Genomic DNA, 15,376 nt, shown 5'->3' on the forward strand with positions numbered 1-15,376 from the left:
CGACACTGGCCACTGTGGCCACCTCACCCGTAGGCAACACCACACACGCCACCACATCATCCACACCCACAGACCCAAAAGCGGTCGGGGCTGCACTTGAACTTACTCCCGCGGCCTCGTTTGTTGCTCCGCCTGTGACGAGTGGGCCAGCCCCGGGATTAGAGGTAAACACTGCGTGTAAACCATGAGTGAACTCATCTACTGGGGTGATGTGGGCGCTAATCACAGCAGCTACGGCTTCGGCTTGTTTCACACTCGCTTCGTCCATCATCCGTGTGGTGTTTTTGACTGTTTCGAATAGTTCAGCAGCCGGGCCGTCGTGCATGTCGTTGCGCGTATCCGCGTGTGTTGTGGTCATGTGGGTTCACCTCCTTGATTTCTTCTATTCTATTTGCGTTCGATTGGCGGGTCAAGAGTTTCAGTCGTTTTGTTTCTATTTGTGTTCGAACGAGCGTTCAGTCGCACACACATCCGAACGGGGCTTTCAGAACGGAGGTAACAGTGCTGAATAAGAGGAGACGCGGACGCCTGCAAACGGACACCAACAGAGGTTTTGAAGGTGTGAAGGCAACAACGCTTTACTTCGCACGCCAGAACAACCTCGGCAGCGTCACTTCACTGGCGCGAGATTGCGCTTAGCGGCTAGGCAAGCTGGGCGCCCGGACAAGAAACAGCCCCAACCAGACGAAACGGCGCAAAGCGAACAAAACTGCGCAATATAACGCGCCGTATCGCTCGCTTGGCGCCCTTTGGTCATGAAAGATATGCCAAGCACAGAAGCCCCCTGCGAACAGGAATCCTGCAATCTGGCAATGAAATAACACGGCAACCCGCCCTCCGCACATAGCGTGACCGAACCCGTGTGGCTAAACAAGCACACACTTAACACCTTCTGACACTCCAGAAGTGAGAGCGTAAAAACAACGAACTCTTAACGAAGTGGAGCACAAACGAAAATGAAAACATTCAAGTGGATCGGAATTGGCTGTCTGATCGTATCCATCGCAGCCGGAATCATTGCGTGCACGTTTCATCTGACAACATGGACCGGGCCAATAGGCACCCCACTGCGTCTGCTTGACGACATCAACGCGCTTACGGTCCTGATCCTTATCGTCCTCTTTGTGCTCCCTGCCAGCGGGACCCTCGTAGCGCTCATTTACAAAAAACCGCTTACCCCAGCCATTCTCGCTGCAACAAGCGCTCTGCTCTTGCTAATAGGAACACTGACTTTGGCAGATGTGGTGACCTCAGGCGTTCTGATGTGGGACGGCCAAGCACCGGACGGCAGACCAATCGGTGGCACGGAAACAACACGGCCAGCTACAGGGTACTTCGCGCTGGTATGCGCGAGTATCCTCCAGCTGGCCGCGACTGTGTTCCTCTTAGTGCAGGTCAGGGTTGAGAGAAACGCCCGAGGTGCGAGGAAGGGCCTCGACGACACCGGACTCGGAGTTTCGGCGCAGTAGCATATCGCTCTGACCAGACAGCTCCGACGCCTTTACGACGGTTCCGTCCTCCAGAGTGACGCGGGTACCTGCAGTCACGTACAGGCCGGCTTCAACAACGCAGTTGTCGCCAAGCGAGATTCCAATACCTGCGTTGGCGCCCAAAAGGCACTTCTCACCAATTGTGATCTTGGACTTACCGCCACCAGACAGGGTGCCCATAATCGAGGCTCCACCACCAATGTCTGAACCATCGCCCACGACGACGCCCTGCGAAATACGCCCCTCAACCATCGCAGCACCCAAGGTGCCCGCGTTGAAGTTGATGAAACCTTCGTGCATGACAGTCGTTCCGGGGGAGAGGTACGCGCCCATCCGCACACGGTCAGCATCGGCGATGCGCACACCAGACGGCACTACAAAGTCGGTCATGCGCGGGAACTTGTCGATCCCGTACACCGCTACCGGCCCATTTGCCTGCAAACGCACCCGGGTGGCCTCGAAATTCTCAGGCGAGCAGGCACCTCGGGACGTCCACACAACGTTCTCCAACTGCCCGAAAATGCCATCCACATTCACCTCATTAGGGCGAACCAGCCGGTGCGACAGCGCGTGCAGACGCACGTACGCGTCCTCGGCGCCCTGCGGAGCCTCATCCACCGCAACGGTGACGGTCACGATCTCGGAAGACACACCTCGGACGGGGTCTGTTCCAGTCAAAGGACTCAAGTCCAAATCTTGAACGGCAACCTCTGCGGCACTTTGGGCTTTTTCTTCCGTGTCTTCAAGCACGGGAGCCGGGTACCACACAGCAAGCGTCGTGTCCTGATACTTGGTCGCCACACCTGTGGCAGAAATATACGAACTCATAACACCAACCTTAACGGCCACGCGAAAGTCAGGCAGGTAGGCTTAACAAACATGACTGATGTTTCACGGCTCATCCCACATTTGGCAGACCCAGTAGGCCTGACGCGCGAACTCATTGACATCGAATCCGTGTCGGGCAACGAAAAACCAATCGCCGACTCTGTTTACGCGGCTGTCGAACACATCAGCGACACAGGCGTTGAACTGGAACTCCTGCGTGACGGAGACACCATCGTTGCTCGCACCCACCAAAACCGCGGGCAACGCATCGTCATCGCAGGCCACCTAGACACCGTCCCCATCGAGAACAACGTCCCCTCCACCCAAAGCGACGACACCATCTACGGACGCGGAGCCTGCGACATGAAGTCCGGAGTCGCCATGCAGTTGTGCGTAGCCGCCGCGCTACGCCAACCCGCATACGACGTGACCTGGGTGTTTTATGACCACGAAGAAGTCGACGCCTCACTCAACGGCCTGGGGCGCGTGGCGCGCAACCACCCCGAATGGCTCCTCGGCGACTTCGCCATTCTGGGCGAACCTTCAAACGCAGGAATCGAAGGTGGCTGCAACGGAACCATCCGAGTAGAGGTGCGCGCACAAGGCGTGCGCGCCCACTCAGCACGCGCTTTCGTGGGAGTCAACGCGATCCACAAAATCGCCCCTGCACTGGCCAAACTTGCTGACTTCGAAGCCCCCACCATCACCGTTGACGGGCTGGACTACCGCGAATCCCTTTCGGCCGTTGGGATCACCGGCGGTGTCGCAACCAACGTGATCCCTGACGAATGCGTCCTCACCGTCAACTACCGCTTCGCCCCATCGAAGTCCGTGGACGAAGCTGAACAGTTCCTGCGCGACTTCTTCGCCGACTACGACGTCACCGTCACAGACGTGTCACCGGGCGCTCGTCCCGGCCTGGACCAAGACATGGCCACCGAGTTCGTGAAGACCGTCGGGCAGGAGCCCAAACCCAAGCTGGGCTGGACCGATGTTGCGCGCTTCTCAGAACTGGGCATTCCCGCGGTCAACTACGGCCCAGGCGACCCGCTGTATGCCCACCGCGCCGATGAGCAGGTGCCCGTTTCCGATATCATCACGGCAGTTGAAAAACTTCACGCATTTCTTGAGGCTGATGCATGACCGACCAGAATGTCTACCGCAAGGGGCCCATGTACTTCAAGGGCCGCCACGTCCCAACCACTACAACGGATCAGCGACTTTTAGCTCCGCAGTCCGAGGTGTCATGGCTTCACGAGGACCCATGGCGCGTGCTGCGCATCCAAGCGGAGTTCGTCGAAGGTTTTAGTTCTCTGGCGGAGCTGGGCCCGGCCATTTCGCTGTTTGGCTCGGCTCGTCTGCGTGAAGGCACGCCGGAGTATCAGTGCGCACGCGACGTGGCCGCCGGAATTGCGGAGGCCGGGTACGCCGTCATCACGGGCGGTGGCCCGGGGCTCATGGAGGCGGGTAACCGTGGGGCCGCCGAGGTGGGTGGCACCTCTGTTGGTTTGGGTATCGAGTTGCCGTTCGAGCAGGGCATGAACCAATACGTAGAGATCGGAATGAATTTCCGGTACTTCTTCGTCCGCAAAACCGTGTTCTTGAAGTACTCGCATGGTTTTGTGGTGCTTCCCGGCGGGTTTGGGACCCTCGACGAACTGTTTGAGGCCCTCACCATGGTGCAGACCAAGAAGATGATGGCGTTTCCTATTGTGCTCGTGGGCCGATCGTACTGGTCGGGTCTTCTTGAATGGATCCGCGAACAGCTTTTGGCTCACCAGACGATCTCACCGAACGACCTTGACTATGTGACGCTGGTGGACACTGCTGAAGAAGCGGTTGCCGCCGTCACGCGTGGGCTCGGCCCGCACTCAAAGGTGAACTAATCATGTGGATACTTCTGGGAATCATCGCCGCTCTTGCCGTGCTAGCCGTAGCTGTCGCGGGCTCAATGGGTCTGTTCGACTCGCCCATGACTCAGAATCCTGATCAGCTATCTGAACTGGACATCACGGACGAGAATCCTCGTTTCGCCCCTGCGATGTTCGGGTACAGCCGCAATGATGTGGACACGTACGTCACTCGGCTCCACGACCGTATTCGCGAGTTGGAAGGTGCGTCGGGGGAGCCGGGGGAAACCAGCGCTCCGGGTGAGCAAGGGGATCCGAAGGAAGGTTCCCCCGAGGTGGCAAAGGACTCGTCAGAGTCGGCAGAAAGTTCCCCCGAGGCGGCACAGGTTGCCGATGCCACCTCGGCTCGTGTGAAGAATTCGGCACGTGACAAGTGACACGTGACGCTGTGGCCACCCGCCTGATGCGGTCGCCTGTGTGGGCCCAGGCGCTTGTCGTTTATGTCTTGTCGCGGTTGCTTACGCTCATGATCGTGGCCAGTGCTGCGGGCCACCAAGGCGAAACCCCGTGGAACGGCCCAGGCGGCCCAAGCCTCATTGAGTACCTCAACTTTTGGGACGCAGGCTGGTATGAACGGATCTGGACCGAAGGGTATCCGGCCCCATTGCCTCTGAGGGAAGATGGCTCCGTAGCCCAAAACGCGTGGGCCTTTTATCCGTTGTACCCGTGGTTAGTGGGCGCTCTGAGCTCGGCAACGGGACTGGACTTTCAGACCCTGGCTGTTATCACCTCGGTGGTGTGCACGGGCGCGGCATCCGTAGTGATTCTCTACCTGTTCAGGAAGTTCGCTGACCCTGCCCAAGCTCTCACCGGGCTCGCGTTCTTCCTGGTGTTCCCGGCGACCGCGACCCTCATGGCAGGCTATGCGGAAGCCATGGCCATCCTTTTCCTTGCCCTTGCTCTGCTGCTCATCGCCCAGCGCCGCTATCTGCTCGCCATCCCCGTAGTTGTCCTCATGGACATCACCCGCCCCATCGGTGTGGGCTTTTCATTCTTCATGCTGATCCACTTGCTGTGGCGCTGGCTGGGCCCGGAACCGTACCCCAAGCGTGAAGTCATCACCTCGTGGACGCTAGGCATTCTCAGCTGTGTTGCGGCCCTACTGCACCCTGCGTTTGCGTGGTGGAAGACCGGCCAGTTTGATGCGTACACATCAACGGAATCTGCATGGACCGGGCACTCTGATGTGTTCATCCAGTGGATCGACCGGGCAGACCGCATGGCCGGGCCACTGGGCATCGTCGTGTTCCTAGCGCTCCTGGCCGTAGGAGCAGTGATCCTGTTTACTGCCCCCGGAAAAGCGATGGGCCACGTCAACCGCCAGTTCGTCCTGGGCTACTCCGTGTACCTCTTGCTTTTTTTCACGCCACAGACCTCAACTTTTAGGCTTCTGCTCCCGCTGTTTCCGTTGGCACTGGTGATTGCGCGCCCAGCGTCGTGGACTCTGCGGTGGGTTGTTGTAGTGGCGTCGGCGCTCTTACAGATCTGGTGGGTGACGTCGCTGTGGAGCTTGGGCGCCTCACCCGGTTCGCCACCATAAACCTGCGTTCATGACATTGTGTATGCACAACCTCGCGCGATAGTGGATAATTAGAAGCACAATTCGTGATTGAAAGGATTCTTCATGGCAGCTCAGAAGCCACGCACCGGTGACGGTCCCCTCGAAGTGACGAAAGAAGGCCGTGGCCTGGTTCTACGTCTCCCCATTGAAGGTGGCGGACGCTTGGTCATTGAGGTCAGTCAGGAAGAAGCACAGGATCTGGCTCAAACCTTGAATGAAGCTCTCGGGCAGTAACCGTCAGGCTTGTACGGGCAGAATTTCCCGCGGTTCTCCGCGGGATTTTTTGTGCCCTGGAAGCGCCCCGTTTACCCCTACTGTCCCAGCGCCCCGGCTTACACCGCTCAGTCCGCACGGATGAGCGCCAACAGTCCAGCGTCTACAGGTAACAGGACACGCTCGGTGTTGGGCACCTCGGATACGTAGGTGAGCATCCTGCGGGTCGCCGAGGTGGTCGCTGAGCGGTCTGCCGGGTTGGCGACCGCACCGGCTGCCATCGCGTTGTTCACCACGATCAACCCACCTGCGCGGAGTTTGCTTAACGCCATGGGGAAGATTTCGAGGTGATTGAGCGGCTCGGTGTCTAAAAACACCAGGTCATAAGAGTTCTCAGCCAGTCGTGACAAAACGTTTTGGGATTGGCCGGTGATCATGCGGGCGCGGTGTCGCGAAATGCCTGCCACGTCAAAAAGTTCGGGCACCACTGCTTGCCGCTGCGGGTCAGTGTCGATCGTGGTGAGAACCCCGCTGGGCGGCATTGCAGAAAGAATAGTGACCGCTGAAACTCCCGTCCCCGTTCCCACTTCAATCGCCGAGGTGGGTCGGGCTAGCCGTGTCAGCATCGACAGAACGTGGGTGGACGTGGCTCCCAGCGGGGCGCAGTGGAATTCGGAAGCGAGCGAACGTGCCGCGTCAATCACTGCGTCACTGTGGTGAAAACGGTCCGCAAACTGTGCAGCGGCTGGCAGATTGCGCACGCATCCCTCCTGTTCTTTTCCGGTTAAGTCTAACGGTAGATAGAATGGACGGCATGTTTGGCATCAACGGAACAGAGATGATCATTCTGATCGTCTTGGCCCTGATAGTCATAGGGCCATCGCGGATGCCAGAGTACGCAAAAAAGTTAGGCGAATTCGTTAAAACCTTTCGCCGGAAAGCCCTGGACGCGCGCCGTGCAGTCCGCGAAGACTTTGGCGACGAATTCGACCTTGATTGGCAGAAGCTCGATCCACGCCAGTACGACCCCCGGCGCATTGTCCGCGAGGCACTAGCCGAAGAAGACGGCCAACATGCCCAACAGATTCAGCAGGGACATCAGAGTCAAGCGGCCACCCAAACAGCAGTCACGGTGAGTCCCATTGAACGCTACATGGAACAGGCCAAGAAACGTGACCGTTCCAAACCGGCCCCCTTCGATTCTGAAGCCACTTAAGACGGGGTGACGCCCAAGGAGCGGCCGGAAAGACCTCGGGAGCGGTGGGACAGCTCATGCGCCATGTCACTGAACACAGTAGAGGCCACGGACTCCGGGTGCGCAATCACCGCGGGGGTTCCGTCGTCACCACCTATCCGAACCGGCGGGTCTAGGGGAACCTGACCCAAAACGCGCACCGAGTAATCCAGGGTGTCCGTGAGGTTTTGCGCGACGTCGTCGCCACCTCCGGAGCCAAACACGTCGAGGGTGGAACCGTCGGGCATGGTCATGTGCGACATGTTTTCAATCACGCCTGCTACTTTTTGGGACGTCTGCACTGCGATTGAGCCCGCGCGTTGCGCCACCTGGGCTGCCGCGTGTTGAGGCGTGGTGACCACCAGCAGTTCAGACTGGGGGAGCAGCTGGGCTACCGAGATCGCAATGTCCCCGGTCCCTGGTGGCAGGTCCAGAAACAGCACGTCCAAATCGCCCCAGTGAACATCGGTGAGGAACTGTTCAAGCGCGCGGTGCAACATGGGCCCACGCCACACAATCGCCTGGTTGGTTCCAATGAACATACCGATACTCATGACCTTCACGCCGTGGGCCACACGTGGCAGGATCATGTCGTCAACCCGGGTGGGCTGCCCAGTGATACCGAACATGCCCGGAATCGAGAACCCGTAAATGTCAGCGTCGATGACTCCCACTTTGAGGCCCTGTTTGGCCATTGCTGCAGCCAAGTTAGTGGTCACTGACGACTTGCCCACGCCACCTTTTCCAGAAGCAACGGCGTAAATGCGGGTCAGGCTGTCCTTAAACGGGTTGGAACGTTTGAGCTTATTGCGCAGTTCGGCCCGCTGTTCGGGTGTCATGGTACCTAAGTGGACTGTCACTTCGGTGACTCCATCGACGGCCGAAACCGCCTGTTCAGTGTCGCGAGTAATGGTGTCTTTGAGCGGACAACCCGCAATGGTGAGTAGAACAGTCACCTCAACGTGACCGGAGTCTACTTTGACGGTGTCCACCATTCCCAGCGTGACAATATCCACGCGAAGTTCAGGGTCAATGACGGTGCTCAGAGCCTTCATTACCGCGTCGCGGTCAACCACTACAACCTCCTCATAGGTCTTTTTCACTCTACCGTCTGACTGCGGCTGGCCTCAGTCGGGTGATTTAATCTGCGGGGCAGAACCACCATAATGGGAGTATGAGCATGCAACGTAACGTGATGCCCACGGGCGAAATTTTAGGCACTTATCGTAGTCGTGAAGAAGCCCAGGCTACGATCTCGTATCTCGCTGAGAACGGTTTTAACGTGCGCGCGCTGTCGATTGTGGGATCCGACGTCCGCATCGTAGAGACGGTTATGGGGATCACGTCATGGGCACAAGCAGCCGGCCGAGGTGCTCTGACAGGCGCGTGGCTGGGTCTTCTGTTCGGTTTGCTCATGTCTTTCTTTTCAGGCGAAGAAACCCTCAGCTCAGGTGGCCTGCTGCCAGGCGTCATCATTGGTGTAGGACTGGGAATGCTGTGGGGAATTGTCACCCGCGCAATCATGGGACGCAAAAACAAAGTCATCGCCCGCCCGCAGGTGATTGCAAACGAGTTTCAACTGCTGTGCAACCCCATGCAGGCAAACGAAGCGCGAGCCCTGCTGAGCAAACGCTAACTTCTGGCCGACTCCCACGCGGACACCGTTTCCGGTGCGAACTGACGCACCGCAGGAATAGCCAACGGGCCCCAATCCTCTTGCGCTTGTGCACTCAGAACCGCGTCAATGCACGCCAAACTCATCGCATCGGCCGCCGCGGCACCCACATACGTGAGCGCCGGTGACGTGTAATCGTTGAGTTTCGAAGCGTCTGCGTCAGTGGCTGGAACAGACGCAGCGAACACCGTGTCGCCGTCAAACAGTGTGTGCGACGGGTAGATCGCCCGTGACAAACCTGCGTGTGCACTGGCCGCCACGCGGGTGATCTGCGCGTCCGTTAACGGCGCATCCGTGAGCAGACACGCAATCGTAGTGTTCGTAGCTGAAGCGCTGAGCGCGCGGGCACGCTCAACCTGTTCATTCAGTACCGCCACGGGTACGGCAGGCACCTCAATGTCATACTCCGCAAGGATACCTGCAGCGTGCAACCGGCCACGGGCATCAAAAATCGACCCCATCGGATTGGCCGTCACAACAGCTGTCACTCGCCACCCATCAGAGGTGGACACGGACGCAACGCCTGTGCCGCCTCGGGCGAACCCGCGGCCAGACCACGCACCCAAACCAGCACCCACAGAACCCCGGCACGCCCCGTCACTGTTGTGCGCTGCCAGCGTGGCTGCCGCGCCCGTGTCCGCGTCGGGGGCCTGGGAGGCACCTCGGCCGAGGTCGAAAACAGCAGCCGCGGGAACGATAGGCACGCGGATCCCGGGGAGGGGCTCGCAACCAATCGAGGATGTCGCAAGCGCGTCCTGGACACCTCGGGCCGCACTGAGTCCTAAGGCAGAACCTCCGGTGAGAACCACGGCGTCAGCCCCATAACCCAAGGTGCCGGGCGCCAAAATATTCGTTTCGTGCGTGGCCGGGCCACCGCCTCGGGAATCAACCCCCACAGTGGACCCGGGAGGTAGCAACAGCACCGTGGTGCCTGACAGACCCCCAGGAACCTCGGCGCACCCCATCCGCACGCCAGCGGGCAGGCTGAGCGAAAAGTCAGCCGCGAGCGCCACGGATCCACTCCTCGATTTCAGCACGTGTGCGTGGGAAGTTCGCTGACAGGTTTTCAACACCGTCTTCGGTTACCAGAATGTCGTCCTCAATGCGCACACCAATCCCACGGAACTCTTCAGGGATCAGCAGGTCCTCGTCCTTAAAGTACAAGCCCGGTTCAATCGTGAACACCATGCCTGGCTCCAGGTGCGCGTCGGTGTACATCTCAGCGCGTGCCTGGGCGCAGTCGTGCACATCCAAGCCTAAGTGGTGGCTGGTTCCGTGCACCATCCACCGGCGGTGTTGCTGCCCTTCTGGACTCAAAGCTTCCTCGGCCGAAACCGGGAGCACCCCAAACTCTTCGAGCTTGTGGGCAATCACGTGCATGGCAGCGTCGTGGACCTCGGAGAACTTTACCGGGCGCTGGACGTGCTCGCCAGCCTTGGCGAACGCAGCCTCGCAGGCCTCGAGGACAGCGTCATAGATCTTCGCCTGGACCTCTGTGAACGTTCCGTTAGCTGGGAGTGTGCGAGTGATGTCGGCCGTGTAGAGTGTGTCCACTTCAGCACCCGCGTCTACCAGCACCAGGTCGCCGTCACGCACCTGACCTGTGTTCTTAATCCAGTGAAGCGTACACGCGTGGTTTCCGGACGCTGCGATCGTGTCATAGCCGACCCCGTTGCCGTCGGTACGGGCAGCCAGTTCAAATGCCGTTTCGATGACGCGTTCACCGCGTGCGTGCTCAATGGCGCGGGGGAGGGACTGCACAACGTGATCAAACCCGGCGCGGGTGACATCAACCGCGTGGCGAATCTGGCCGATCTCGAAATCGTCCTTGATCAGGCGCATTTCTGAAAGCGTCTGGGCGAGTTCGTCGTCACCGACTGTGGACACATCAGAGTCGGCACCCACCTGCGCCCTGGCCTGGTCGATCTGCGCATCGATAGTGGTGTCTGCGCCACGGACAACACGCACTGAGATGGACCCCAGATCTTTGGTGAACGCGTCGGAAGCAACCGCGATGTTGTCACACGCAATTCCGGTTTTGGTTGCCATAGTTTCAAGGTCCTCACGTGGACCTACCCAGAACTCGCCGTAGCGGGAGTCTGAAAAGTATTCCTCGGTGTCCGCACCAGCGCGGGGACGGAAGTAGAAGGTGACGTCGTGGCCGTCTTCTGTAGGTTCAAAAACCAGGACGGAATCTGGTTCTGAGTCCATTTCCAGACCGGTCATGTGGACGAACGCTGAGTGCGCACGGAACCGGTAGTCGGTGTCGTTGGAACGGACTTTCAACCCACCCGCCGGGATGACCAGGCGTTCCCCGGGGAAGGCCCGAGACAAGGCTTCGCGGCGTTGCAGCGCGTAGGGGGCAACTTCCATGGGTTGAGCTGGAACAGGTGTGCGGTCCCACCCGCTTGCAACAAATTCGCGGAACGCCTTGGTTGCTGGCCTGCGCGAACGGTTGTTGACGCGGTCTGACAAAGGCTGGTCGTTAGATGCGGTCGAAGAAGCGGTATCTTTTGTCATACGGCCAGTCTATGCACTAAGCCCATATGAGGCACGAAGACCATATAAGTGTCCACACGTGGGCACTAGACTTTGAGCATGATCGATCTGCACACTCACTCAGCGTTCTCTGACGGCACCCAGACACCTGAGGAGCTGCTCGCACAAGCGTCTGATGCAGGGGTGACGACGCTGGGGCTTACCGACCACGACACGGTCGCTGGATGGAGCGAAGCGGTGCAGGCAGCGCGCATCCACGGCGTTCAGCTGGTCCGTGGCATGGAAGTGTCGTGCCGTTTTCAAGGTGTGAGCGTGCACATGCTCAGCTATCTGCACAACCCTGACGGCGCTCGCCTGACAGATCAGACGGAAGAGATCCGCAAAGCCAGAGTCACCAGAACACGCAAGATTGTTGACCTGCTCAGCGCAGATTTCCCTATCGCCTGGGAACACGTATGTGAGCACGTGGGAGAAGGCGCAACCGTTGGCCGTCCGCACATTGCTGACGCCTTGGTCCACCAGGGGATTACGCGTGATCGCTCAGAAGCCTTTGCCACACTCCTTCACCGCGACAGCCCCTACTACGTTTCCATGCCGGTCATTTCGCCCATTGAAGCCATCGACATGATCCATGAAGCAGGGGGTGTGGCAGTGTTCGCGCACCCGGCGGCCAGTTCGCGCGGGCAGGTCGTCACTGATGCCGGCATGCGCACCATCATCGAAGCTGGCCTCGACGGACTCGAAATCGATCACCGTGACAACCCGCTAGCTGAACGTCAGAAGCTTCGCGAACTCGCACAGGAATACGGACTCATCATCACCGGTTCGAGTGACTACCACGGGGCAGGGAAACCCAACCAGTTAGCTGAAAACACCACCAGTCCACACATGCTTGAGCGCATCCTTGAACGTGCGCACGGTGTAGATCTGGTGGTGTAAAAGAAGCGCTTGCGCGCTTAGTTGTCAGCCTGGGAGCGCTGGGTACGCTGGGTGGGCTTGCCACCTCGGGTCCGGCGCCGAGGTCGTTTCTGCGCCCGCGGTTTCCGCTGAGGTGCGTTGCCCCGAGCCGAACGGCCCTTAGCAGGCGCTTTCGAGCGGGACTGTGCGTCGTCCGCGTCCTTGGCGCGTGGCATGCGACCCTTTGTGCCCTTAGCGATGTTGAGATCGCTAAACAGGTGAGGTGACGTGGAGTACGTCTCCTCCGGGTCGTCAAAGTCGAGCCCCAGTGTGCGGTTGATGAGCTTCCACTTAGCGACGTCTTCCCAGTCGATCAGGGTGACAGCGATACCTGTGTTACCTGCTCGCCCGGTGCGTCCAATGCGGTGCACATACGTCTTGTCGTCTTCTGGGCACTGGTAGTTGATGACGTGCGTAACGTCGTCGATGTCGATTCCGCGGGCAGCAACGTCGGTTGCGACCAGCACGTCAGTGGTGCCGTCGCGGAACCGCTTGAGCGCCTTTTCACGCATGTGCTGGTTGAGATCCCCGTGGAGTGCTTGTGCCTGGAACCCGCGATCCTTGAGTTCGTCCGTCAGACGGTCGGCTGTGCGCTTGGTGCGCGCGAAGATAATGGTGCGTCCGCGGCCTTCGGCCCGCAGGATCCGCCCCACAAGTTCGGTCTTGTCCATTGAGTGTGCGCGGTAGACGAACTGTTTGGTATTGACCGAGGTCGTAGAAGTGTCCGACGCTTGCGTGGCACGGATGTGGGTGGGTTGCGACATGTAACGGCGAGCAAGCGCGATCACCTGACCCGGCATGGTTGCTGAGAACAGCATGGTCTGACGCTTCGCTGGCAGGGCAGCCACGATCTTTTCGACATCAGGGAGGAACCCTAAGTCGAGCATTTCATCGGCCTCGTCAAAGACCGCGGTAGAGATCTGTGAAAAGTTGAGCACTCGACGCCCATACAGATCCAGGAGACGCCCGGGAGTACCCACAACGACATCGGCGCCGTCCTTCAGAGCACGAATCTGCGGCTCAAAGTCCTTACCGCCGTAAATGGTGACGATCGAAGGTGAGAACGTGCGCGAAGCCACGCGCAGGTCATCAGCGACCTGGTGGGCAAGTTCACGCGTAGGCACCACGACGAGGGCTCGCGGAGCACGACCCTGCTCGCGGGACTGCTCACCCAAAATGCGCTGCAAAAGCGGGATTCCAAAACCCAGGGTCTTTCCGGTTCCGGTTTTAGCCTGACCAATAATGTCAGCACCCGTGAGCGCTACCGGAAGGGTCAAAGCCTGAATGGGGAACGGGTGCGTAATGCCGGCGTTCGTCAGCGACTCGACGATGGGCGCTTCAACACCCAGATCAGCAAAGGTTTCTTGTGTCACAAAAGTCCTCGTTGTTGTGTGTACCAGGGGATTTACTGTGCGGATAGGCTAGGAGCATGCACAACGACGCCCCAACCGCGATCCTGGCCACTTTGGCTCTCTATGAACTGTCCGTCTTCCAAAGCACTGCAACGGATGCGCAGTTCGCTCCTCATGTGCGAGACACAGTCGAGCTATCTCGCGTCAGCGGCTACGCGCTCAACCACTTTGAAGCGCTCATGGAACGCATTGGACAGTTAGGTGGCGATGCGCTGGCGCTCATGGAAGAAAGGGCGCCGTCTTTAACTGCATTCAACGAACGCACGCAACCGAAGGATTGGCACGAGAGTCTCATGAAGTCCTACGTCCACGACGGACTGTTGCGGGACTATGCCAAAAGCTCTCTTCCGGCACTCGATGCGGACAGTAAAAACGTCATCACCGCCGTACTCGATGATACACGTCGCGAAGAACTGTTGCGCGCTCGCCTGGGCGAGCTTATTAACGACCAGGATATTTTGGGGTCACGCCTCGCCTTGTGGGGGCGCAAACTCGTTGTCGAAACGGCGAAACGTCTAACAGAAATTGTCGAACTCACGACCGACCATGAGCACCTGGACGCAAAAGCCTGGCAGAGTGCCCTTACCGGGCACTCGCGACGCATGAGCGCAATTGGCCTAGTCGCTTAAGTTGGCGTAGCTGCGCTAGCTTTCGCTGATGCGTCCTAGCAGTTGTGTACTAGCCGCTGCGTCCTAGCCGATTCCGAATCCCACGCGGTGAGCAGTCTCGGATCCGACTTCGACGTACGCGAGGGCCTGAGCGGGAACCAGGACCGTACGGTTCTTCGCATCCTTAAGCGAAATCACTGTTCCCTGCGAGATTGCCTCGTTGACCTGCGCGGTGATGTCTTCAACACTTGCGTCAACATCGAGGGTAAGTTCACGGTTGGACTGGCGAATTCCGATCTTAATTTCCATGTGAGCTAGTCTAGCCGGAATGAATCTAGGATGAGTGCTGGCCCGGGGTAGGCTTGCGAGTCAGCGTGAACTGGGATTTCTCAACACCGGAGAGTCCTTCGAAGGCCATTTTGGCGGTAAGACGGGCGACTTCTTCAACATCCACGTCGTCGTAATCGATGCACACCTGCGACGCCTGTTCAGCCATGCCAGCGATCGCACGACCCATGACATAGGCTTGAACGTCGTCTAAGTTGTTCCTGTCGCGAATAGACTCTGAAATGATCTCAACGTAGGTGTCGACAGCACGGCTCCACCGCGTGCGCGCATCGCTGAGTTCACTACTGGTCCGCGACATGACGATGAAGGCGCTACGGTTTTCTTTCACGAACTCAAAGTACCCGTAAAAAGACTGGTGTACTCGTTCTTCGCGGCTGTCCACGGTTTCCAGAGTTGTCGTGAGACGCTCAGCAAGTTCTTCGATCGCACTGTCCATGATTGTGGTGAACAGTTCGTGCTTCGACTCAAAGTGCTGATAAAGAATGGGTTTGGACACTCCCGCTTCGAGCGCAATGTTGTCCATTGATGTCGCGTGGTACCCCTGACGAGCGAAAACCTCAGTGGAGACGCTGAGAAGTTGGCTTCGACGTTGTGCCCGGGGCATGCGTTTTTGGGAGGTCATAGGCGCAAGTGTAATTGAC

Annotated in this window: 18 protein-coding genes and 1 pseudogene; 10 read left to right on the forward strand and 9 right to left on the reverse strand. The window is 58.8% G+C overall.

What is annotated here, in order from left to right; all coding sequences use genetic code 11:
* A pseudogene (locus QP868_RS04360) lies at window positions 1-358 on the reverse strand (HNH endonuclease signature motif containing protein); the annotation flags it as partial.
* Between the two features lie 598 nt (window positions 359-956).
* Between QP868_RS04360 and QP868_RS04365 the strand changes: the two are divergent.
* Window positions 957-1,469 carry a hypothetical protein gene (locus QP868_RS04365; protein ID WP_284925398.1) on the forward strand — a complete coding sequence of 171 codons (513 nt, stop codon included), beginning with the start codon at window positions 957-959 and terminating at the stop codon, window positions 1,467-1,469.
* On the opposite strand, the gene dapD is transcribed toward QP868_RS04365, so the two are convergent.
* Window positions 1,386-2,318, reverse strand: a complete 933-nt coding sequence (gene dapD / locus QP868_RS04370; protein ID WP_284925399.1) for a 2,3,4,5-tetrahydropyridine-2,6-dicarboxylate N-succinyltransferase — start codon at window positions 2,316-2,318, stop codon at window positions 1,386-1,388. The genes QP868_RS04365 and dapD overlap by 84 nt on opposite strands.
* 51 nt (window positions 2,319-2,369) lie before the next feature.
* Between dapD and dapE the strand changes: the two genes are divergently transcribed.
* From dapE to QP868_RS04395, 5 genes are all read left to right on the forward strand, one after another.
* The gene (gene dapE, locus QP868_RS04375; RefSeq protein WP_284925400.1) at window positions 2,370-3,461 is read left to right on the forward strand and encodes a succinyl-diaminopimelate desuccinylase; all 1,092 of its coding nucleotides are present in this window, start codon (window positions 2,370-2,372) and stop codon (window positions 3,459-3,461) included.
* Complete coding sequence (locus tag QP868_RS04380; RefSeq protein WP_284925401.1) at window positions 3,458-4,204, forward strand: LOG family protein; 747 nt, start codon at window positions 3,458-3,460, stop codon at window positions 4,202-4,204. The genes dapE and QP868_RS04380 overlap by 4 nt, the downstream gene beginning before the upstream one ends.
* A 2-nt stretch (window positions 4,205-4,206) precedes the next feature.
* On the forward strand, window positions 4,207-4,605 hold the full coding sequence (locus QP868_RS04385) for a hypothetical protein (protein ID WP_284925402.1): 399 nt from the start codon (window positions 4,207-4,209) through the stop codon (window positions 4,603-4,605).
* Window positions 4,602-5,768, forward strand: coding sequence for a hypothetical protein (locus tag QP868_RS04390; protein ID WP_284925403.1), 1,167 nt, complete (start codon window positions 4,602-4,604; stop codon window positions 5,766-5,768). The genes QP868_RS04385 and QP868_RS04390 overlap by 4 nt, the downstream gene beginning before the upstream one ends.
* Before the next feature lie 84 nt (window positions 5,769-5,852).
* A complete protein-coding gene (locus QP868_RS04395) occupies window positions 5,853-6,023 on the forward strand; it encodes a DUF3117 domain-containing protein (RefSeq protein ID WP_239271796.1) in 171 nt (56 codons plus the stop codon).
* Window positions 6,024-6,130: 107 nt separating this feature from the next.
* On the opposite strand, the gene QP868_RS04400 is transcribed toward QP868_RS04395, so the two are convergent.
* Window positions 6,131-6,763 carry an O-methyltransferase gene (locus QP868_RS04400; RefSeq protein WP_284925404.1) on the reverse strand — a complete coding sequence of 211 codons (633 nt, stop codon included), beginning with the start codon at window positions 6,761-6,763 and terminating at the stop codon, window positions 6,131-6,133.
* 53 nt (window positions 6,764-6,816) lie between these two features.
* On the opposite strand from QP868_RS04400, the gene QP868_RS04405 reads away from it, so the two are divergent.
* Complete coding sequence (locus QP868_RS04405; RefSeq protein ID WP_350309967.1) at window positions 6,817-7,218, forward strand: twin-arginine translocase TatA/TatE family subunit; 402 nt, start codon at window positions 6,817-6,819, stop codon at window positions 7,216-7,218.
* On the opposite strand, the gene QP868_RS04410 is transcribed toward QP868_RS04405, so the two are convergent.
* Window positions 7,215-8,312: an Mrp/NBP35 family ATP-binding protein gene (locus QP868_RS04410; RefSeq protein ID WP_284925406.1), complete on the reverse strand. Its 1,098-nt coding sequence runs from the start codon at window positions 8,310-8,312 to the stop codon at window positions 7,215-7,217. The genes QP868_RS04405 and QP868_RS04410 overlap by 4 nt on opposite strands.
* A gap of 98 nt (window positions 8,313-8,410) precedes the next feature.
* On the opposite strand from QP868_RS04410, the gene QP868_RS04415 reads away from it, so the two are divergent.
* The gene (locus tag QP868_RS04415) at window positions 8,411-8,872 is read left to right on the forward strand and encodes a YflT domain-containing protein (protein ID WP_284925407.1); all 462 of its coding nucleotides are present in this window, start codon (window positions 8,411-8,413) and stop codon (window positions 8,870-8,872) included.
* On the opposite strand, the gene QP868_RS04420 is transcribed toward QP868_RS04415, so the two are convergent.
* Entirely contained in the window at window positions 8,869-9,924 is a 1,056-nt protein-coding gene (locus QP868_RS04420) for a P1 family peptidase (RefSeq protein WP_284925408.1), read from the reverse strand. The two genes, QP868_RS04415 and QP868_RS04420, sit on opposite strands and share 4 nt — an antisense overlap.
* Entirely contained in the window at window positions 9,908-11,431 is a 1,524-nt protein-coding gene (locus QP868_RS04425; protein WP_284925409.1) for an aminopeptidase P family protein, read from the reverse strand. The genes QP868_RS04420 and QP868_RS04425 overlap by 17 nt, the downstream gene beginning before the upstream one ends.
* Before the next feature lie 78 nt (window positions 11,432-11,509).
* Here QP868_RS04425 and QP868_RS04430 point away from each other — a divergent pair, with 78 nt between their 5' ends.
* Complete coding sequence (locus QP868_RS04430; RefSeq protein ID WP_284925410.1) at window positions 11,510-12,349, forward strand: PHP domain-containing protein; 840 nt, start codon at window positions 11,510-11,512, stop codon at window positions 12,347-12,349.
* Between the two features lie 17 nt (window positions 12,350-12,366).
* Here QP868_RS04430 and QP868_RS04435 read toward each other — a convergent pair whose 3' ends face one another.
* A complete protein-coding gene (locus QP868_RS04435; RefSeq protein ID WP_284925411.1) occupies window positions 12,367-13,740 on the reverse strand; it encodes a DEAD/DEAH box helicase in 1,374 nt (457 codons plus the stop codon).
* 56 nt (window positions 13,741-13,796) lie between these two features.
* Between QP868_RS04435 and QP868_RS04440 the strand changes: the two genes are divergently transcribed.
* The gene (locus tag QP868_RS04440; RefSeq protein WP_284925412.1) at window positions 13,797-14,408 is read left to right on the forward strand and encodes a ferritin-like fold-containing protein; all 612 of its coding nucleotides are present in this window, start codon (window positions 13,797-13,799) and stop codon (window positions 14,406-14,408) included.
* 63 nt (window positions 14,409-14,471) lie between these two features.
* Here QP868_RS04440 and QP868_RS04445 read toward each other — a convergent pair whose 3' ends face one another.
* The gene (locus QP868_RS04445) at window positions 14,472-14,696 is read right to left on the reverse strand and encodes a DUF3107 domain-containing protein (RefSeq protein WP_284925413.1); all 225 of its coding nucleotides are present in this window, start codon (window positions 14,694-14,696) and stop codon (window positions 14,472-14,474) included.
* A 25-nt stretch (window positions 14,697-14,721) separates the two neighbouring features.
* Window positions 14,722-15,357, reverse strand: coding sequence for a TetR/AcrR family transcriptional regulator (locus QP868_RS04450; RefSeq protein WP_284925414.1), 636 nt, complete (start codon window positions 15,355-15,357; stop codon window positions 14,722-14,724).
* Window positions 15,358-15,376 lie beyond the last annotated feature (19 nt).

Source organism: Brevibacterium sp. UMB1308A, assembly GCF_030230605.1.
Taxonomy (GTDB): domain Bacteria; phylum Actinomycetota; class Actinomycetes; order Actinomycetales; family Brevibacteriaceae; genus Brevibacterium.